Below are 19,101 nucleotides of genomic sequence, written 5' to 3' on the forward strand. Positions count from 1 at the left end.
TGGCACCTAGTGACAGCCCGCTAACGCAGTGCCATCGTGCCGCACATGACGACAAACGGGGGCTTCACGCCCGTCTTCTGCACGGTCGTTCCACCACACATCCTCGACCACCTGGCCAGGAACGACGACCCCGCGCTCTCCGGTCCCGCCCAGCAGACCTTGATCCGCGACAGCGAACTCCGCGGCAGGCGCAGGGTGACCACAGAGTTCTCCCTCGCCCCGGCGCCGCAGGCAACGGCGACGACGGACACACCACTCCGCACCATCTACGACGCCGGCCACGGCACCGACCTCCCCGGCTCCACAGTCCGCGCCGAGGGCGCGGACCCCGGCCAGGACGCCACGGTCAACCGCGCCTACGCCGGCCTGGGCGCCACCTTCGACCTCTACCTCAAGGCGTACCAGCGCCACTCGATCGACGCCGACGGCCTCCCGCTCGACGCGACCGTCCACTTCGACGAGAAGTACAACAACGCCTTCTGGAACGGCGAGCAGATGGTGTTCGGCGACGGTGACGGCGAGATCTTCCTCGACTTCACCATCCCGATCGACGTCATCGGCCACGAACTGACCCACGGCGTCACCCAGTACACGGCCAACCTCACGTACTACGGCCAGCCCGGCGCCCTGAACGAGTCGATGTCCGACGTCTTCGGCTCGCTCATCAAGCAGTACACGCTGGGCCAGACCGCCGCCGAGGCCGACTGGCTGATCGGCGCGGGCCTGCTCGCCCCGAGCGTCACCGGCAAGGCGCTGCGCTCCATGAAGGAGCCGGGCAGCGCGTACGACGACGACGTGCTCGGCAAGGACCCGCAGCCCGCGACCATGGACGACTACGTCCGCACCGGCCGCGACAACGGCGGCGTGCACATCAACTCCGGTATCCCCAACCACGCGTTCTACCTGGTCGCCGACGCGCTCGGCGGCAACGCCTGGGAGAAGGCGGGACAGGTCTGGTACGACGTCCTGACCGGCGGCCAGCTCGCCAGCAGCGCGCTGTTCGCCGACTTCGCCAAGCTGACCGTCAAGGCCGCGCGCGAGCGCTTCGGCGACGGGGGCGAGGAAATCCAGGCCGTATCGAAGGCGTGGGAGCAGGTCGGGGTGCGGATTCCGTGAGTCCGTACTAGACAGGGCCCATGCGTATTCAGGTGCGGCGCACGGGCGGGTTCGCGGGCATCGAGCGGCACGCGGAGGTGAACACCTCCGGGCGGCCCGATGCCCTCGACTGGCAGGCCCTGGCCCAGCAGGCGTTGTCCGGTGGGCAGGGCAGCCGGCCGCTGGGGGTGCCGGACGGCTTCAGCTACGAGATCACCGTGGACGGCAAGACGGTGTACGCGGCCGATCCCCGGCTCACCCACGAGCAACGCGAGCTGATCTCAAGGGTGTTGAAGGAAGGGGCGTAACCGGCAGTTCACGCGGGGGCGTTGACTTCCCTACCGAGGGGTAAGGATGATCCCGCCCATGGCGACTGATCCGCGTGCAGCGGCGCATCCGATCCCTCGGTTCCCGGCCGGATTCCTGTGGGGTGTGTCCACCTCGGCCCACCAGATCGAGGGGGCCGTGGACGAGCGCGAGCCGTCGGTGTGGGACGTCTTCGCGGCCGAACCGGGGCACATCAAGGACGGCTCGACCGCGGCGGTGGCCTGCGACCACTACCACCGCTACCGCGAGGACGTGGCCCTGCTGTCCGGCCTGGGCGTGGACGCGTACCGCTTCTCCATCTCCTGGCCGAGGGTGAACTCGCCGGGCGGCCTGGACTTCTACGACCGTCTCGTGGACGAGCTGTGCGCGGCCGGCGTACGCCCGGTCCCCACCCTCTTCCACTGGGACCTGCCGGTCACCCGGGACTGGCTGGAGCGGGACACGGCCGCGCACTTCGCGGACTACGTGGCGCGCGTCGCCGACCGGCTCGGCGACCGGGTGACGAAGTGGATCACCCTCAACGAGCCCGCCGAACACACCCTGCTGGGCCACGCGTTGGGCGCCCACGCACCGGGCAGGAAGCTGCTCTTCGACGCGCTCCCGGTCGCCCACCACCAACTCCTGGCCCACGGCCTGGCGGTCCGCGCCCTGCGCGCGGCCGGCGCGAGCGACATCGGCATCGCCAACTCGCACGGCCCGACCTGGCCGGCCTCGGACGAACCGGCCGACGTGGAGGCGGCGGACTTCTACGACCTCCTGCTCAACCGCCTCTTCGCCGACCCGCTGCTGCTCGGCCAATACCCCGACGGCATCGGCGAGTTGATGCCCGGAGACGTCGAGTCCGACCTGAAGATCATCGCCGAGCCCATCGACTGGTACGGCATCAACTACTACGCGCCGACCCGGGTGGGCGCCCCGCAGGGCGCGGAGATCGAGTTCGGCGGCCTCACCATGCCCGCCGAACTCCCCTTCTCGGTAAGGGAGATCGAGGGCGTCCCGCGGACCGACTTCGGCTGGCCCGTGGTCCCCGGGGGCCTGACGGAACTCCTCACCGGCTTCCGCGAGCGCTACGGCGACCGCCTCCCGCCGGTCGTCATCACCGAGAACGGCTGCTCCTACGAGGGGATCGACGACCAGGACCGGATCGCCTACCTGGACGGCCATGTCCGGGCCCTGCACGACGCGGTGACGGCCGGTGTGGACGTGCGCGGCTACTTCGCGTGGTCGCTGCTCGACAACTTCGAGTGGGCGGAGGGCTATCAGCGCCGCTTCGGTCTGGTGCACGTCGACTACGAGACGCAGGTGCGCACGCCGAAGGCCTCGTACGCGTGGTTCCGGGACCTGCTCCGGGCGCAGAGATGACGGCCCCTCCGGAGGACTCCCAGGACTCGCCGGCGGCGCTCGCCGAGCCCGTCGAACGGGTCGGGCGCGGCTGGACGATGTCCCTCTCGCTCGCCAACGGGGCGATCTGGGTGGGCTGGTACGGCCCGCTGCAGATTCTGCTGGCCTCGCAGGCGAAGGACTTCGCGCCGGGCTCCGGCATGTCCAAGGAGGCGATGCTGGCCTGGGTGACCGGCGCCGGCGCGCTGGTCTCGCTCGCCGCCAACCCGTTCTTCGGCGCCCTCTCGGACCGGACGACGGGCCGGTGGGGCCGCCGTACGCCGTGGATCGTGGCCGGGGCGGCGGGCGGCGCGCTGTCCTTGCTGCTGCTCGCGGGGGCGGGCGGGGTGTGGACGATGGCGCTGGGCTGGTGCCTGGTCCAGCTGACCCTGAACTCGGCCTTCGCGGCGGTCACGGCGGCGGTGCCGGACCGGGTGCCCAGGCTCCAACGCGGCTCGGTGGGCGGGTGGTTGGGGGCGGCACAGATCCTGGGTGTGGTCGGCGGGACCGGCCTTGCGACGGTGGTCGGGGGCATCGGGGCCGGGTATGCGGCGTGCGCGGTGTTCACGGTCGTGGGGGTGCTGCCGTACGTCCTGAAGTACCCGGACCTGCGGCTGCCCGCGACGGACCGGCCGGTCTGGTCGTGGCGGTCGTTCCTCGCGGGCTTCTGGCTGAGCCCGCGCCAATACCCGGACCTGGGCTGGGCCTGGCTGACCCGGTTCCTGATCAACCTCAGCAACGCGCTGGTCCTGCTCTACCTCCTGTACTACCTGCGCGACCGCCTGCACTACGACGACCCCGGCCAGGGTGTGCTGATCCTGACCGCGGTGAACGGGCTGACCCTGCTCGCCACGGTCGTCGTCGGCGGGGTGTGGTCGGACCGGCTGGGCCGGCGCAAACCGTTCGTGATCTGGTCCGGCATCCTCATGGCGGTGGCGACGGCGGGGCTCGCGGCCTGGCAGACCTGGCCCGGCGCGATCGTCGCGGCGGCGGTCCTCGGCATCGGCTTCGGCGTCTTCACCTCGGTCGACTTCGCCCTGATGACGGACGTCCTGCCGAAGGCCGGGGACCGCGGCAAGGACCTCGGCGTGATCAACGTGGCGAACGCGCTGCCCCAGGTCGCGGCCCCCGCCCTGGCCGCGCCGATCGTGACCTACCTGGGCGGCTACCGGGTGCTGTACCTGGTGGCGGCGGTGGTCGGGTTGGCGGGGGCGGTGCTGGTGGGGCGGATCAGGGGCGTGGACTGACGCCCCTGACGCTCCCGCCGTGTCAGAGCGCTCCGGCGTCCAGTGCCGACCACACGCTCGGGTAGACGGGCCGGAAGCCGAGGTCGCGGCGGATCCGCTGGGTGGACATGATGCCGAACCACGGGTCGGGGTCGGTGTGCTCCTGGAGTTCGGCGGGGACCTCGACGCCGTTGAGCTGGTGCAGCTCGACCGCCGTGACCGGGGCGTCGTCGGCGATGTTGTAGACGGGGCCGCTCACCGCCGGTGCGTACAGGAGCCGTAGCAGTCCCTGGGCGACGTCGACGTGGTGGGCCATCTGCAGCCGCTGGGCCGGCGCCCAGTTCCGGGCCCACATCAGGGAGTTGGCCAGATGCGGGTCCCCCTCGCCGTAGACGAAGGGCAGTCGGCCGACGCGTACGTCGATGCCCTCCAGCGCGAGCAGTTCCCGCTCCGCCGCCACCTTCGACTCGTTGTAGGCGCCCCACAGCTGGCCGCCGGGCCGGCTCTCGTCCTCCTCGACGAGCGGGCGGCCCCGCCCGACGCCGTACACCATCCCGGTGCTGACCTGCACGAACCTCCGCACTCCCGAGGCCTGCGCGGCGCGGCCCAGGGCGACCGCCGCGTCCCGGTTGACGGCCCACGCCTCCTCGTCCGGCACCCCGCGGAAGGAGGCCGCGACGTTCAGTACCGCGTCCGCGCCGGCCACCGCCTTGCCGAGCGCCTCGGTGTCGCGCAGGTCGCCGACCACGACCTCGGCGCCGAGCTCCGCGAACCGCTCGCCGCGGGCCGCGTCCCGGACCAGGACCCGTACGCCCTCTCCCGGCCGGGCCTGTGCCAGCAGCCTCGGGACCAGTCGCCGGCCCACCTGACCTGTCGTACCTGTCACCAACGTCAGCATGATGTGTTCCTCTCGTCAGCGACCAGCCTCCGGCGCCGGGGCCACGGGCGGGAGAGACCTTCCGATCGGGGGATCGGCAGTCCCTGGCTAAGCCGGGCGGTCCGGCGCACGCTGGAGGGGTGGACCGAACCGAATTCGCCGACTTCCTGCGCCGCGGCCGAGCCCGACTGGACCCGTCGGATGTGGGCCTCACCGCGGGCCCGCGCCGCCGTACGCCGGGGCTGCGCCGCGAGGAGGTGGCGCAGCTGGCGGGCATGTCGGTGGACTACTACACGCGCCTGGAACAGTCCCGGGGCCCGCACCCGTCCCGCCAGATGCTGACGGCGCTGGCGCGCGGGCTGCGCCTGACGGACGATGAACGCGACCACCTGTTCCACCTGGCGGGCGAGGAGCCACCGCGCCGCGAGAGCCCGTCGTCGCACGTCCGCCCGGGTCTGCTGCTGGTCCTGGACCGTCTGCACGACACCCCCGCGATGGTGGTGACGGACTGCGGTGAGCTGCTCGCGCAGAACGCGATGTCGAGGGCCCTGTCGGGCGACGCGTTCGCCCGCCCGCCCCGGGACCGCAACATGCTGCGCCGCTTCTTCCTCGACAAGGAGGGGCCCGCGCTGTTCCCGCCGGAGGACCGCCCCGACCACGCCCGCTCCCACGTGGCCAACCTGCGCGCGGTCGCCGCGTCCCGCCCGAACGACCCGGAACCGGCCGCACTGGTCGCCGAACTACGGTCGTCCAGCGAGGAGTTCGCCGCCCTCTGGGACGAACACGAGGTCGCGGTACGCCGGTTCACGACCAAGCGCTTCCTGCACCCGCTGGTGGGCCTGCTGGAACTCGACTGCGAGATCCTCCTGAGCCACGAACACCACCACCGACTCGTCGTCCACACGGCCCGCCCGGGGACGGAGTCGTACGAACGTCTGCAGTTGCTGCGAGTGTTGGGCCTTCAGGACATGGCCCCGCAGGGCATCTAGAACCCCAGCTTCCGCAGCTGCCGAGGATCCCGCTGCCAGTCCTTCGCCACCTTCACATGCAGGTCCAGGAAGACCGGCGTGCCGAGCAGCGCCTCGATCTGCTTGCGGGACTTGATGCCGACCTGCTTCAGGCGTGCGCCCTTGGGGCCGATGATGATGCCCTTCTGGCTGGGGCGCTCGATGTAGACGAAGGCGTGGATGTCCAGGAGGGGCCGGTCGGCGGGGCGGTCCTCGCGGGGGAGCATCTCCTCTACGACGACGGCGATGGAGTGCGGCAGCTCGTCGCGGACGCCTTCCAGCGCGGCCTCGCGGATCAGTTCCGCGATCATGACCTGCTCGGGCTCGTCGGTGAGGTCGCCCTCGGGGTAGAGCGCGGGGCCCTCCGGCAGGAGCGGGACGAGGAGGTCGGCGAGCAGGTCCACCTGCTGGTCCTTGACCGCCGAGACCGGCACGATCTCCGCCCACTCGAAGCCGAGCTCCTTGCCGAGCTGGTCGATGGCGATGAGCTGCTCGGCGAGGGTCTTGGAGTCGACGAGGTCCGTCTTCGTGACGATGGCGACCTTGGGGGTCTTCTTGATCCCCGCCAGTTCCTTCGCGATGAAGCGGTCACCGGGGCCGAGCTTCTCGTTCGCCGGGAGGCAGAAGCCGATCACGTCGACCTCGGCCCAGGTGGTGCGGACGATGTCGTTGAGCCGCTGGCCCAGCAGCGTGCGCGGCTTGTGCAGCCCGGGGGTGTCGACCAGGATCAGCTGGGCGTCCGGCCGGTGCACGATCCCGCGCACCGTGTGCCGTGTGGTCTGCGGCTGGTTCGCGGTGATCGCGACCTTCTGGCCGACCAGAGCGTTCGTAAGGGTGGACTTGCCCGCGTTGGGGCGGCCCACGAAGCAGGCGAAGCCGGCGCGGTGGGCGGACTCGGCCGGCTGCTCGGATGACTGGGTGCGAACGCTCATGGCGCCCATTCTCCCTGATCCACAGGCCCTCGCCGCACAAGCGTCCGCCCAGGGGCCCGATGCGGACCGGCCCGGGCCGTATGGTGCCCGGCATGAAGCTCATCACCGCGATCGTGAAACCCTTCCGCCTCGACGAGGTGAAGACCGCCCTGCGGGAGCTCGGCGTGCACGGCCTGACCGTGACGGAGGCCAGTGGGTACGGCCGTCAGCGCGGCCACACCGAGGTCTACCGGGGCGCCGAGTACCAGGTCGACCTCGTGCCGAAGGTCCGTCTTGAGGTGGTCGTCGAGGACGCCGACGCGGAGCCCGTCCTGGAGGCGATCGTCAAGGCCGCGCGGACGGGGAAGATCGGGGACGGGAAGGTGTGGGCGATGCCGGTCGAGACGGTCGTGCGCGTACGAACGGGAGAACGCGGCCCGGACGCGCTGTGAGGCCGGTCGCCTTCCGCGCCCGTACCGACCTGATCCAGAGCGTGCCGCCGACCACGCACACCGCGAGCAGGATCGCCGCGACCAGCCACGGCAGCGCGAAGAAGGACGCGCTCGCCGACTCCCGGGTGCTCTTCGCGCTCGCCGTCAACGTGACGTCCCCCCAGTCGAGTTGAGGCGCCCCGCGCCACGGCTCGGTGAGGTGGACGCGCTGGCCGGGGAGCAGTTGCGAGGGGATCTTCGAGAGGTCGCGGGTGAGCAGGGTGCGGCCGAACAGGCCCTGTGCGCGCAGCTCCACCTTGGGGTTCAGGGTGACGTTGCCGGTGTTGTGGAGGGTGTAGGAGATCCGCGCCGTGCTGTCGCCGACGCCGGGGACGAGCGGCTGGCTGTGGGTGACGTGGACGTTCTCGACGGCGATCGCGGGGAGGGTCGGGCCGCCGACGCGGAGGTAGACGCGGGCGGCGACGGCGCGCTGCACACCCAGGGCGAGCGATCCGTCGCCCTTGTCGATCCGCTCGTCCAGCGCGACCAACGCGCCCGGGTGGTCGCCCGGTTCGGCGCCCTCGGGCACCTTCAGCGTGAAGGGGACGGTGACCGTGCCGTGTGCGGGGACGGTGACGCGGGTCTTCGCGGGCTTCGCCCAGGCGCCCACGCCCAACTGCTTCTCCTCTACCGTGCGCACCGCGAACCCGCCGTCGCGCGCGGTGTTGTAGGCGTCGGCCGCGTACAGCCGGAAGGTCAGCGGCTTCCCGGTCTTGTTGGCGACGACCACCTTGTCGTCGATGGTCTGCCCGGGATCGGCGGAGAGATAGAAGTAGGGCCGCGCGGCGACGGCCGAGGAGACGGGATAGACCGACCAGCTGCCGTTGTCGGCGGCGTGCGCGGGCGCGGCCTGCCAGGCCAGCAGGAGGCCCAGGAGGAGGACGTACAGCTTGCGCATGGGTGCGAACCCCCACGGACGAGAAGGAGAAGGACGGGCGGGTGCGGACGCCCGTACGGTCAGCTGAGCGTGAGGGTCAGGACTCCGGCGTACGAGCCCGGAGGCGTGAACGCCGGTACGTCCAGGGACAGTCCGGCGTCGACGGTGAACTCACCGCCGGTGACCGTGCCGTCCGGAGCGGCCGCCAGGGTCGCGCCCGAGAGGCCCACCGTGCCGGCGGAACCGGCCTGGCAGGTGCTCGGACTGCCCGCCTTGGTGGCGCAGGCGGGGCTCCAACTCAGCTTCCCGGCATCGATCTTGGCGCCGGGACCGGTGAAGTCGGTGACCTTGCCGGTCAGGGACCAGCCCGCGGGACCGCCGCGGTAGTCCTTGACGGTGACCGCGTTCAGGGCCCCGGTGGAGGCCCCGCCCCGACCGAAGTCGACGGCCGACAGCGCCACGGAGTCGCCGGCCTGGGACATGGACAGCGTCCCCGCCTTCACGGTCGTGGTCAGCTTCTGGCTGCCGTCCGGCACGGGCGTGGTGTCGTTGACGACGTAGGCGGCAGGCCCGGCGCCCTTGTCGGCGTTCCACGCGCTGCCCTCGTAGGCCACGATCCCCGTCGTCGTCTTGTCGCTGACGACGAGAGAGCCGCTGAAGGCACCGTCGCCGGCGGCGGTGACGGTCGCGGTGTCCGCGGTCTGGGTGGTGCCGGAGCGCCCGGCCAGGGTGACGGTCGCGCCCGGCGTGAAGTCGGTGCCGCTCACGGTGACGCTGTCACCGGGGTTCCCGGTGGCCGAACCCAGCGAGATGGCACGGTTGTTGGTGGGATTGGCGTCCGTCGCGGTGACGGTCTGGGAGACCGGCGCGGGCGGGGTGATCACCGTGCACGGGGTGTCCAGCTCCAGGATGTAGCTGGTGTGGATGTTGTAGTCGCCGGGCGAGAGGGTGATCGCGCCGGGCGAGGTGACCGTGAAGGTGCCGGTCATGGAGAACGACGGGAAGGCGCCGTTGCCGGGCACCGGGGCGTTCTTCTTGGGCCCGGTGACGGTCACGGAACCGGTCTGCGCGCCGCCCAGGGTGACCTTTCCGGTGGGCGTCATGATGTCGGCCGGCAGGGCGATGGCCGTCGGGTTGTTGGCGGCCGGCTTGACCACGGTGTACGTCACCGTGACGGTGTCGCCGACCTTCGGGCTGGCGTTGTCCACCGAGACGTTGCCGGTGGTGGTGCCGTCGATCGGCGGGATGCCGGCGATCGCGGGCGGGATGCAGTGCGTGGCGAAGTCGACGTCCGTGCCCGCTGCGCCGGCCGGACAGGCCAGCGCGCCGCCGGCGGTGACCGCGAGTGCGGTTCCCGCGAGCAGTGACGCCCAGCGGCGTCTTCGGTTGTGCGAACCCATGGGTGTGCCCCCTCTTCTCTGTGCTCGCTGGGGGCATTGATGTGCGGATTGCGTGAGAAGTCAATGGAGACGCCGAAATGAACTGATGGACCGTCAGTTCCTGTGTGGCTCACAGGAACTGACGGCCCATCAATGAACTGCGTCAGTCGAGCACCGCTCGGTTCGGTACGGCTCAGTCGAAGACGAACGGGCCGGGCGACTGCGCCGCGGTCGCCGTACAGGTGACGTTGATGCCGAAGATGGTCATCTGCAGCGAACCGCCGAACGCCTCCAGGCTGTCGCCGGAGGCCACGGTGCCGTTGAGCGGGCCGACGGTGACGGAGTCGCCGGTGGTCATCGCCGGGTTCTCCGTACCGGCGAAGGCGGTGGTGCCACCGCTCGCGTTCACCAGGGTGAGCGTGGAGGCGATGGAGTCCTCCGACAGGTCGATCGGAGCGGTGATCGCGGACGTGACGGTGATGGTGGCCGCCGTGCCGTCCTGGGTCGCCGTGAGGGTGGCCTCGCCACCGCCGAAGATGCCGCAGTCGGCGTTGATCGTCGCCTCCTGCGGGGTGACGGCGAGGGCGCTGGGCGCGAACGCGAGCGACGCGGCCGCGAGGGCCCCTACCGCCATGGCCGCACCTGTGCTGATTCGTTTGCCGTTCATGGGGATCCGGCTCCCTTCCCGTGCGGGAATTGCCATGTGGGGATGGATGGGAGAGATCCGAACGGGCCGCAGGCGGGCGCGGTGCGGGGCGCCGAGTGGGGGGTGGTGGAGCTGGGTGCCTGAATCTGACGGTCCGTCGGAACTACCGGTTCCATTGATGCGCGAGAGACACGGGAGCGGCAAGGTTGAATTCCGGCCGACTCTGAAAAGGGCGATTTTCAGCCTGCGGTCACGGTGCTCCGCACGGTGCCGTCGGGCCCGGCCACCAGCACGGGCGTCCCGGTCCCGCCCAGGTCAGCCACCGCCGCGAGGTCTTCGTCCGACACCGACTCGGCCTGAGTGACCACCGCCGCCGCCTCCAGCGACTTCGCCCCGGAAGCCACCGCCATCGCCACCGCCGTCCGCAGCGCGCTCAGCTTCAGTGACCGAAGCTCGACGGTCCCGGCGACATAGGTACGGCCGGTGTCGTCCCGTACGGCCGCCCCCTCGGGCACACCGTTGCGGGCCCGCGCGGAGCGGGCCAGGGTGACGATCTTGCGGTCCTCGGGGTCGAGCGCGTTGCTGTCGGTCATGCCCAGAGCATACGAAGCGGCCCCGCCATCACCCGGCCACGGGGTAGCCGGGGGTATCTCGCGTCACCCCGCCACGGGGTACATCGCCCCGCGCCGCGCCTGCGGGGAGGCCAGCCACTCCAGCTTGGCCGCGGTGTTCGCCTCGTCCAGCGGGGTGTGCAGCACGATCGTCAGGTCGGGGCGGGCCGGCACCCGCATCGCCGTCGACTCCACGACCAGCAGCCCGGCCAGCGGATGGTCCAGCTCCTTGCGGATCTGCCCGGCGTCCTCGATGTCCCGCTCCGCCCACAGCGCCGCGAACTCCGGGCTGTCCGCGTGCAGTCGGTCCAGCAGCTCCTGGTAGCCCTCGTCATCGGGCCGCGCGGAGGAGGCCGCCCGGAACTGCGCGACGACCGTACGCGCGTTCTTCTCCCAGCTCTTGGAACGGGAGCGGTAGAGCGGGTCGGTGAAGAAGTCGACGAGGCAGTTCTGCGTGCCCTCCTGCCGCATGCCGAGCACGATCGCGGCGGCCGCGTTGTACTGCACGCAGTTGTAGTACGCGTCCATGATGTGCGCCGGATACGGCATCCACGTGTCGATCAGCCGCCGCAGCCCCTCGCACATGTCCCGCTGCTCCGGCGCCACTTCGGGCACCGGCGGGTTCAGCCCGGCCAGCACGTACAGGTGCCGGCGCTCGGTGCCGCTCAGCCGCAGCACCCGGGCCACCGCGTCCAGGACCTGCGGGGAGACCGAGATGTCCCGGCCCTGCTCCAGCCACTGGTACCAGGAGGCGCCCACGCCCGCGAGCACGGCGACCTCCTCGCGGCGCAACCCCGGGGTACGGCGCCGGGCGCCGCCGTCGGGCAGCCCCGCCTCGGCCGGGCTCACCCGGGCCCGCCTGCTCATCAGGAACTCGCGCAACTCGCGCCGCCGATGGCTCCTGCCCACGTCCTCAGCCACGTACAGATCCCCCTCTGTCTGGTGGTGCCACCACCACGATAAGTTCCGACTCCCCACGCTTATTCCGGTCGCCCGATGCTCTTGCCATGGCGATCGAGACCACGACCCCGACCACTCCGTCCACCCCACCGCTCGGCACTCCCCGGCTGTCCAGGCGCGACAAGCTCGTCCTGTTCGTCCTGTGCGCGGCCCAGTTCATGGTCGCCCTGGACTTCTCCGTCCTGAACGTCGCTCTCCCGGTCCTCGGCCCCGACCTGGGCATGAGCACCTCGGGCCTGCAGTGGGCGGTGACGGCGTTCGCGCTCCCGTCCGGCGGGTTCCTGCTCCTCTTCGGCCGCATCGGCGACCTCTACGGCCGCCGCAGACTGTTCCTGACGGGGCTCGCGCTGTTCGGCGCGGCCTCGCTGCTGGCCACCTTCGCCTGGGACCCGGCGTCCTTCCTGGCCGGCCGGGCGCTGCAGGGCCTGGGCGCGGCGGCGATCGTCCCGACCGGCATGTCCCTGCTGACGACGACCTTCCCGGAGGGCCCGGCCCGCGACCGCGCCCTCGGCATCTCCGGCACCCTGCTCTCGCTGGGCTTCACCGTCGGCATGGTGGCCGGCGGCGTCCTGACCGACGCCCTCGGCTGGCGCTCCACGATGGGCCTGCTCTCCCTCTTCGCCCTGATCGTCCTGCCGCTGGCCCCCGCCCTGCTCCCCGAGTCCCGCACCCCCGACCGACCGCGCCTGGACATCCCCGGCGCGATCACGGTCACCGGGGGTCTGCTCGCCCTGATCTACGCCCTGTCGACCGCGGCCGACCGCGGCTTCGGCGGCGCGGACGTCATCGTCACCCTCGTCGCCGGCGTCCTGCTGCTGGCCGCCTTCGTGGCCGTCGAGTCCCGCAGCTCCGCTCCCCTGGTCTCCCTGCCGATGCTGCGCCGCCGCACGGTGGCCTGGGGGAACATCGGCGGCCTGGTCACCTTCTCGATGATGTCGACGGTCGTCTTCGTCCTGACCCTGTACCTCCAGGAGGTCCTCGACCTGTCCGCCTTCGAGACGGGACTGGTCTTCGGCGTCCAGGGCGTCCTGTCGGCGGTGGCGGGCACGTACGCCCCGAAGGTCATCGGCCAGCTCGGCGCCCGCCGCACCCTCGCCCTCTCGCTGGCCGGCCAGGGCGCCCTGGTCGCCGCCCTGCTGGGCCTGAACGCCCACACCTGGTCGGTCTGGCTCGCCACGACCGCCGTCTCCCTGGCCAGCATGTGCCACCTGGGCGCGATCATCTCCTACGGCGTCACCGTCACCTCGGGCGTCCCGGACGAGGAACAGGGCCTGGCCACCGGCCTGGTCACCTCGACCCAGCAGATCGGCCTCACCGTCGGCATCCCGCTCCTGGGCGTCCTCGCCACGACCGCCGACGACCTGATGTCGGGCGTGCACACGGTCCTGGCGATCGACTCGGTGATCGTCCTGGTCGCCGCCGCACTGGTCGCGCTGGGCCTGCGGGTCCGCTCAGGAACGGTCGAGGCGGAGCCGCTCGGCGCGCGGTAGACCGGCCACCACCAGGTCGTACGAGTCCTCCACGAGCTCCCGGACCACCCGGTCCGGGAGCTCGCCGTCGACCGTGACCGTGTTCCAGTGGCGCTTGTTCATGTGATAGCCGGGGACGATCAGCCCCGGGTGCTCCTCCCGCAGCCGCACCGCGTCCTCGGGATCGCACTTGAGGTTCACGGTGAGCGGGCTGCCGTCCAGCCGGGTCAGCGCGAACAGTTTCCCGAGCACCTTGAAGACGGACGTCTCGGGGGTGAAGGGGAAGTCCTCCACGGCGGCGTTGAAGGAGAGGCAGAAGCCGCGCAGCTCTTCGGGATTCATACGGTCGTCTCCTCGCCGGTCTTCGGACGGCCGTGGCCGCACTCGATTACGACGCCGTGGACGTCGACCACATCCCCGTGCCCGTCGAGGTGCACCGTCACCCGTGCCGGCTCGTGCTCGACCTCGAAGGGATCGCCGTCCCCGAAGCCGTACGTCTCCACCACGAACGTCTCGCCGGGCCGCAGCCAGTGGTCGCTGCCGTACGGCTCCAGGATCAACTCCAGCAACTCCGTATCCCTGTTGGTCACCCGCATCCGGGCCACCGGTCCCCCGTCGGCCTCCGTCACCCCTGCCTCACTCCCCCGTCACTCCTTCGGTTTCTCCTCGGTGTCGGCCGGGTCCACCGGCTCCACCAGGACCGTGACGATCTTGTTCCGGCGGCCGGCCGAGTCCTCCGCGGTCAGGCGCAACTCCCGCCCGTCCGGCAGCTCGACCACGCTGGACGCGCCGGCGATGGGCACCCGGCCCAGGGCCTTCGCGAGGAGGCCGCCGACGGTCTCGACGTCCTCGTCGTCGTACTCCTCCAGGCCGTACAGCTCGCCCAGGTCGGTGATGTCGAGGCGGGCCGTGACCCGGTGGCGGTCGTCGCCGAGCTCCTCGACCGGCGGGAGTTCACGGTCGTACTCGTCCGTGATCTCGCCGACGATCTCCTCCAGGATGTCCTCGATGGTGACGATGCCGGCCGTGCCGCCGTACTCGTCGATGACGACGGCGACGTGGTTGCGGTCCTGCTGCATCTCGCGCAGCAGATCGCCGGCGTTCTTCGTGTCGGGCACGAAGGCCGCGGGGCGCATGGCCGTCGACACCAGCTCGCTCTCCGCGTCCCGGCTGATGTGCGTCTTGCGGGCCAGGTCCTTCAGATACACGATCCCGACGATGTCGTCCTCGTTCTCACCCGTCACCGGGATGCGCGAGAAACCCGACCGCAGGGCGAGGGTGAGGGCCTGACGGATCGTCTTGTAGCGCTCGATGACCACGAGGTCGGTCCGCGGGACCATGACCTCCCGTACGAGCGTGTCGCCCAGCTCGAAGACCGAGTGCACCATACGGCGCTCGTCGTCCTCGATCAGCGACTCCTTCTCGGCGAGGTCGACCAGCGCGCGCAGCTCCGCCTCGGAGGCGAAGGGTCCGCGGCGGAAGCCCTTGCCGGGGGTGAGCGCGTTGCCGATGAGGATCAGCAGATACGGGATCGGCCCCATGATCCGGGCGAGCGGCAGCAGCACGTACGACGCGGCCGTCGCCGTGTTCAGCGGATGCTGGCGGCCGATGGTGCGCGGGGAGACCCCGACGGCCACGTACGACACGAGGACCATCACGCCGATCGCGACCAGCAGGGCCTCGGTGGTGCCGTCGAACGCCTGCAGGCACTCGTACGTCACCAGCGCTGCGGCCGCCATCTCGCAGGCCACCCGGACCAGCAGCGCGACGTTCAGATAGCGGGTCGGATCCGCGGCGACCTGCGCCAGCTTCGCGCTGCCCCGGCGGCCGGACTTGACGGCCTCCTCGGCCCGGAAGCTGGACACGCGCGCGAGGCCCGCCTCCGCGCAGGCGGCGAGCCAGGCGACGACGACCAGCGCGACGGCGCCCGCGACGATCTGCGCGCTCATGAGACGGTCGGGGCCGGAGACGGGCCGGTCATGCCCTTCTCCGCGCGCCAGCCGTCCACGATGGCGGCCTGCAGACCGAACATCTCGGCCTTCTCGTCCGGCTCCTCGTGGTCGTAGCCCAGCAGGTGCAGCACCCCATGGACGGTGAGCAGTTGGAGCTCCTCGTCCATGGAGTGCTGCGTGGGCGCGTCCTCACCCTGCTTCTTCGCGACCTCGGGACACAGCACGATGTCCCCGAGCAGCCCCTGCACGGGCTCCTCGTCGTCCTTCGCCGGCGGACGCAGCTCGTCCATCGGGAAGGACATCACGTCGGTCGGCCCCGGCAGGTCCATCCACTGGATGTGCAACTGCTCCATGGCGTCGTCGTCCACGACGATCACCGAGAGCTCGGAGAGCGGGTGGATACGCATCCGCGCGAGCGCGTAGCGGGCGATGTCGAGGATCGCCTGCTCGTCGACCTCGGTTCCTGACTCGTTGTTGACGTCGATCGACATGGTCGTGCTGATCTACTTCCGCTTGTTACGGGCGCCCTTGTGGGTGCCGTTCTCCGTACCGTTCTCGCTGTCGTACTTCTCGTACGCGTCGACGATACGGCCGACCAGCTTGTGCCGTACGACATCCTGCGACGACAGCCGCGAGAAGTGGACGTCGTCGAGCCCCTCCAGAATGTCCTGCACCTGCCGCAGACCGCTCTTGGTCCCGCTCGGCAGGTCGACCTGCGTCACGTCGCCGGTGATCACGATCTTCGACTCGAACCCGAGCCGGGTGAGGAACATCTTCATCTGCTCGGGGCTCGTGTTCTGGGCCTCGTCCAGGATGATGAAGGCGTCGTTCAGCGTGCGACCACGCATGTATGCGAGCGGTGCCACCTCGATCGTCCCCGCGGCCATCAGCTTCGGGATCGACTCCGGGTCCAGCATGTCGTGCAGGGCGTCGTAGAGCGGGCGGAGGTAGGGGTCGATCTTCTCGTAGAGCGTGCCCGGGAGGAAGCCCAGCCGCTCCCCCGCCTCCACCGCCGGGCGGGTCAGGATGATGCGGGTGACCTGCTTGGACTGCAGGGCCTGGACCGCCTTGGCCATGGCGAGGTAGGTCTTGCCGGTGCCGGCGGGGCCGATACCGAAGACGATCGTGTGCTTGTCGATCGCGTCGACGTACCGCTTCTGGTTGAGGGTCTTGGGGCGGATGGTGCGACCGCGCGAGGACAGGATGTTCTGTGTGAGGACCTCGGCCGGGGTCTCCTGGCCGTCGCCCTTCCCGTTCTCGCTCGCCCTCAGCATGGCGATCGAGCGTTCCACTGCGTCCTCCGTCATCGGCTGGCCCGTGCGGAGCACCAGCATCATCTCGTCGAACAGGCGCTGGACGAGGGCGACTTCACCGGCGTCGCCGACCGCGTTGATCTCATTGCCCCGGACGTGGATGTCGGCCGCCGGGAAGGCCTTCTCGATCACGCGCAGGAGGGCGTCGCCGGAACCCAGCACGGTGACCATCGGGTGCTGGGCAGGGACCGTGAACTGTGCTCTGGCCTGCCCCTGCGCGGGGGTGGGAGCTGTGGGTGTCTGAGTCATGGGCCGGCTCTGTAGGCCTGCGATTCCTCCTCGTCACGGCCGCGTAGCTGAGGGCGGCCTCGCGGTTCCAAGAGTACGTCGGTGCACTGACAACGCCGTAGGGCTTTTCACGGGCCAGGGCGCCCTGTGTGAAGCGATGAGCCCTGCATGCTCCCCCCGCGCGCGTGGGAAGAATGCGCTCCGGTGCTGTTCCTCGTGTGCGGCTACAGGTGTTCGAGGGCGGCGGCGCGTCACCCCGTCCGTCCGGAGAAAGAAGGTAGGCCGTGCTCCTGCGTCTGCCCACGTCCGTGTCCGAGGCACAGCGGTGCCTGACCGAGGGGGCGATACCCGTCGGTGGTGCCACCCTTGTCTGGGCCGGCTGGCAACGGGACGGCTTCCCGGAACAGGCCGTCTCGCTGCGCGAGGTGCCGGAGGCGAACGTGCTCGGCGCCGAGGAGCTGGGGGCGGCGGTGCTGCTGCACCAGGTCGACGAGCGGGTGCCGGAGGTGCTGCGGCGGGCGGCGGCCGGGATCGGCACGGGTGCCGTGCGGCGGACCGCGACGGTGGGCGGGAACATCGTCGGGAGCACGCTGCGGTGTCTGCTGCCCGCGGCCGTGGTGCTGGGCGCCCGCGCGCTGGTGCTGACTCCGGAGGGCCCGGTCGGGACGGACCTGGCCGAGCTGCTGGCCAAGCAGCCCCTGCTGCTGAGCCTGCACTGGCGCACACCGGTCGCCAGCGGCTACCGCAAGCTGCCCGAGGCGGCCGGCGGCCCGCCGCCCTACGTGGTCGCCTCCGCCGTACACGCCCCCGAGGGCACCCGGCCCCTGCTGCGGGTCGCCGTGCGGGAGGGCTACGAGGTGATCAGCGAGACCACACCGTGCGACACCGACACCGACACCGACACCGACGCGGTCCTGGAGGCGCTGGACGGTACGACGCTGGGGTCGCTGCCGGTGCAGGTGCGCGAGGTGGTCCACGAGCAGGTCACTGAGGTTCTGGGCCGGGCCGGAGCCCGCTGACCCACCCGCCTAACCGGTAACCGCCCCACCGACACCCCGCCCGCCGACGAAGCCGGGTGCTGTCAGGTCGATCTGCCGAAGCCGATCGTGGGCACCGCCCGTCGCAGCGGCCAGGGTCTCGCCGCCTCCTCCGGGAGGAGGGTCTCCAGGAAGGCGTACCGCTGGAGGGCCGTCGGGTCCTGGCCCTCCACGGACTGGACCTTGCGCCACCAGGCCGCGATCTCGGACCAGCCGGGCGCCGAGAGCGAGCCGCCGAACTCCTGGACGGACAGGGCCGCCGTGAGGCCCGCGAAGGCGAGGCGGTCCGCGAGGGGCCAGTCGGCGAGGGTGCCGGTGACGAAGCCGGCCACGAAGACGTCGCCGGCGCCGGTGGGGTCGAGGGCCTCCACGGCGATGGCGGGCACCTCGGCGGTCTCGCCGGTCCGCCGGTCGACCGCGTAGGCGCCCTCCGCGCCGAGGGTCACCACCGCGAGCGGCACGTGTTCGGTGAGGGCGTGGGCGGCGGCCCGGGGGGACTTGGCGCCCGTGTACCGCATGGCCTCCTCCGCGTTCGGCAGGAAGGCCTCGCAGTGGGCGAGGTCGGGCAGGCCCGCCAGGTCCCAGGCGCCGGTGTCGTCCCAGCCGACGTCGGCGAAGACGCGGGTGCCGCAGCTCGCGGCCTCGGCGATCCAGGGGGCGCGCTCGCCGGGCGTGAGGGAGGCGATGGCGGCACGCGCGCGGGGCGGACTGTCGAGGGCACCGGCCTCGGACACACCGTCGGCCACGGAGACGGCCACGGCGCCGGGGGGCGGCTCATGGCCGTGGGAGACCATCGTGCGCTCGCCCTCGTACGCCATGGAGACGGTGACCGGGGAGTGCCAGCCGGGGACGGTGCGGGAGGTGGAGAGGTCGATGTGCTCGCCCTGCTCCAGGGCGTCCCAGCAGTACTCCCCGTAGTGGTCGTCGCCGAAGGCCGCGGCGAGGGACGTGCGCAGGCCCAGGCGGGCCAGGGCGGTGGCCATGTTGGCGACGCCGCCGGGGCTCGACCCCATGCCGCGCGCCCAGGACTCGGTACCGCGCACCGGTGCGGTCTCAAGACCTGTGAAGACGATGTCGAGGAAGACCGTGCCCGTGAGGTACACGTCCCAGGGAGGATCGTCCGGTGCGCGCACGGCGGCCAGCGGATCGACCTCGGCCTGACACTGCGGTCCCGAGGTGACGGGTGACGGTCCCTTCCCGGTGGGCGCGATCACGGTGCACTCCCTGACATGGTGCGGATCAGGCCAGTGTGCACCACCCCACTGACAACCGACTGTCGCCGCAGGCCTGCCCGTGGGTCGCGCCGGGGAGGGGA

General features: G+C 71.2%; 21 protein-coding genes. 8 read left to right on the forward strand and 13 right to left on the reverse strand.

What is annotated here, in order from left to right; translation table 11 throughout:
* Positions 1-45: 45 nt before the first annotated feature.
* From M2283_RS14360 to M2283_RS14375, 4 genes are read left to right on the forward strand one after another with little or no spacing between them, the layout of a single operon-like run.
* Positions 46-1,116, forward strand: coding sequence for a M4 family metallopeptidase (locus M2283_RS14360; RefSeq protein ID WP_280876573.1), 1,071 nt, complete (start codon positions 46-48; stop codon positions 1,114-1,116).
* A 20-nt stretch (positions 1,117-1,136) separates the two neighbouring features.
* The gene (locus M2283_RS14365) at positions 1,137-1,403 is read left to right on the forward strand and encodes a protealysin inhibitor emfourin (RefSeq protein ID WP_280876574.1); all 267 of its coding nucleotides are present in this window, start codon (positions 1,137-1,139) and stop codon (positions 1,401-1,403) included.
* A gap of 58 nt (positions 1,404-1,461) precedes the next feature.
* Complete coding sequence (locus tag M2283_RS14370; RefSeq protein WP_280876575.1) at positions 1,462-2,784, forward strand: GH1 family beta-glucosidase; 1,323 nt, start codon at positions 1,462-1,464, stop codon at positions 2,782-2,784.
* Positions 2,781-4,049, forward strand: a complete 1,269-nt coding sequence (locus tag M2283_RS14375) for an MFS transporter (RefSeq protein WP_280876576.1) — start codon at positions 2,781-2,783, stop codon at positions 4,047-4,049. Before M2283_RS14370 ends, M2283_RS14375 begins: the two co-directional genes overlap by 4 nt.
* Before the next feature lie 22 nt (positions 4,050-4,071).
* On the opposite strand, the gene M2283_RS14380 is transcribed toward M2283_RS14375, so the two are convergent.
* A complete protein-coding gene (locus tag M2283_RS14380) occupies positions 4,072-4,926 on the reverse strand; it encodes an NAD-dependent epimerase/dehydratase family protein (RefSeq protein WP_280876577.1) in 855 nt (284 codons plus the stop codon).
* A gap of 119 nt (positions 4,927-5,045) precedes the next feature.
* Here M2283_RS14380 and M2283_RS14385 point away from each other — a divergent pair, with 119 nt between their 5' ends.
* Positions 5,046-5,894 (forward strand): helix-turn-helix transcriptional regulator, encoded by an 849-nt coding sequence (locus M2283_RS14385; protein WP_280876578.1) that lies wholly within the window; start codon positions 5,046-5,048, stop codon positions 5,892-5,894.
* On the opposite strand, the gene era is transcribed toward M2283_RS14385, so the two are convergent.
* The gene (gene era / locus M2283_RS14390) at positions 5,891-6,853 is read right to left on the reverse strand and encodes a GTPase Era (protein ID WP_280876579.1); all 963 of its coding nucleotides are present in this window, start codon (positions 6,851-6,853) and stop codon (positions 5,891-5,893) included. The genes M2283_RS14385 and era overlap by 4 nt on opposite strands.
* Before the next feature lie 83 nt (positions 6,854-6,936).
* Between era and M2283_RS14395 the strand changes: the two genes are divergently transcribed.
* Positions 6,937-7,275, forward strand: coding sequence for a P-II family nitrogen regulator (locus tag M2283_RS14395; RefSeq protein WP_280876580.1), 339 nt, complete (start codon positions 6,937-6,939; stop codon positions 7,273-7,275).
* On the opposite strand, the gene M2283_RS14400 is transcribed toward M2283_RS14395, so the two are convergent.
* From M2283_RS14400 to M2283_RS14420, 5 genes are all read right to left on the reverse strand, one after another.
* Positions 7,169-8,212 (reverse strand): WxL protein peptidoglycan domain-containing protein, encoded by a 1,044-nt coding sequence (locus tag M2283_RS14400; RefSeq protein WP_280876581.1) that lies wholly within the window; start codon positions 8,210-8,212, stop codon positions 7,169-7,171. The two genes, M2283_RS14395 and M2283_RS14400, sit on opposite strands and share 107 nt — an antisense overlap.
* A 59-nt stretch (positions 8,213-8,271) precedes the next feature.
* Positions 8,272-9,591, reverse strand: a complete 1,320-nt coding sequence (locus tag M2283_RS14405; protein WP_280876582.1) for a beta-xylosidase — start codon at positions 9,589-9,591, stop codon at positions 8,272-8,274.
* 172 nt (positions 9,592-9,763) lie between these two features.
* Positions 9,764-10,237 carry a hypothetical protein gene (locus M2283_RS14410; protein WP_280876583.1) on the reverse strand — a complete coding sequence of 158 codons (474 nt, stop codon included), beginning with the start codon at positions 10,235-10,237 and terminating at the stop codon, positions 9,764-9,766.
* Between the two features lie 218 nt (positions 10,238-10,455).
* Positions 10,456-10,809, reverse strand: coding sequence for a cytidine deaminase (locus tag M2283_RS14415; RefSeq protein WP_280876584.1), 354 nt, complete (start codon positions 10,807-10,809; stop codon positions 10,456-10,458).
* 63 nt (positions 10,810-10,872) lie between these two features.
* A complete protein-coding gene (locus tag M2283_RS14420) occupies positions 10,873-11,694 on the reverse strand; it encodes a helix-turn-helix transcriptional regulator (protein ID WP_280876969.1) in 822 nt (273 codons plus the stop codon).
* A gap of 140 nt (positions 11,695-11,834) precedes the next feature.
* Between M2283_RS14420 and M2283_RS14425 the strand changes: the two genes are divergently transcribed.
* On the forward strand, positions 11,835-13,277 hold the full coding sequence (locus M2283_RS14425; RefSeq protein WP_280876585.1) for an MFS transporter: 1,443 nt from the start codon (positions 11,835-11,837) through the stop codon (positions 13,275-13,277).
* On the opposite strand, the gene M2283_RS14430 is transcribed toward M2283_RS14425, so the two are convergent.
* From M2283_RS14430 to M2283_RS14450, 5 genes are read right to left on the reverse strand one after another with little or no spacing between them, the layout of a single operon-like run.
* Complete coding sequence (locus M2283_RS14430; RefSeq protein WP_280876586.1) at positions 13,239-13,598, reverse strand: MmcQ/YjbR family DNA-binding protein; 360 nt, start codon at positions 13,596-13,598, stop codon at positions 13,239-13,241. The two genes, M2283_RS14425 and M2283_RS14430, sit on opposite strands and share 39 nt — an antisense overlap.
* Positions 13,595-13,885 carry a hypothetical protein gene (locus M2283_RS14435; RefSeq protein WP_280876587.1) on the reverse strand — a complete coding sequence of 97 codons (291 nt, stop codon included), beginning with the start codon at positions 13,883-13,885 and terminating at the stop codon, positions 13,595-13,597. The genes M2283_RS14430 and M2283_RS14435 overlap by 4 nt, the downstream gene beginning before the upstream one ends.
* An 18-nt stretch (positions 13,886-13,903) precedes the next feature.
* The gene (locus tag M2283_RS14440) at positions 13,904-15,205 is read right to left on the reverse strand and encodes a hemolysin family protein (protein ID WP_280876588.1); all 1,302 of its coding nucleotides are present in this window, start codon (positions 15,203-15,205) and stop codon (positions 13,904-13,906) included.
* Positions 15,202-15,699, reverse strand: a complete 498-nt coding sequence (gene ybeY, locus M2283_RS14445; protein WP_280876589.1) for an rRNA maturation RNase YbeY — start codon at positions 15,697-15,699, stop codon at positions 15,202-15,204. Before ybeY ends, M2283_RS14440 begins: the two co-directional genes overlap by 4 nt.
* Before the next feature lie 12 nt (positions 15,700-15,711).
* Positions 15,712-16,770 carry a PhoH family protein gene (locus M2283_RS14450; RefSeq protein WP_280876590.1) on the reverse strand — a complete coding sequence of 353 codons (1,059 nt, stop codon included), beginning with the start codon at positions 16,768-16,770 and terminating at the stop codon, positions 15,712-15,714.
* A gap of 263 nt (positions 16,771-17,033) precedes the next feature.
* On the opposite strand from M2283_RS14450, the gene M2283_RS14455 reads away from it, so the two are divergent.
* Complete coding sequence (locus M2283_RS14455; RefSeq protein ID WP_280876591.1) at positions 17,034-17,768, forward strand: FAD binding domain-containing protein; 735 nt, start codon at positions 17,034-17,036, stop codon at positions 17,766-17,768.
* Between the two features lie 62 nt (positions 17,769-17,830).
* Here the strand turns inward: M2283_RS14455 and M2283_RS14460 are convergent, their stop codons facing one another.
* The gene (locus tag M2283_RS14460; protein ID WP_280876592.1) at positions 17,831-19,000 is read right to left on the reverse strand and encodes a carbohydrate kinase family protein; all 1,170 of its coding nucleotides are present in this window, start codon (positions 18,998-19,000) and stop codon (positions 17,831-17,833) included.
* Positions 19,001-19,101 lie beyond the last annotated feature (101 nt).

This window comes from Streptomyces pseudovenezuelae (genome assembly GCF_029892565.1).
Classification (GTDB): domain Bacteria; phylum Actinomycetota; class Actinomycetes; order Streptomycetales; family Streptomycetaceae; genus Streptomyces; species Streptomyces pseudovenezuelae_A.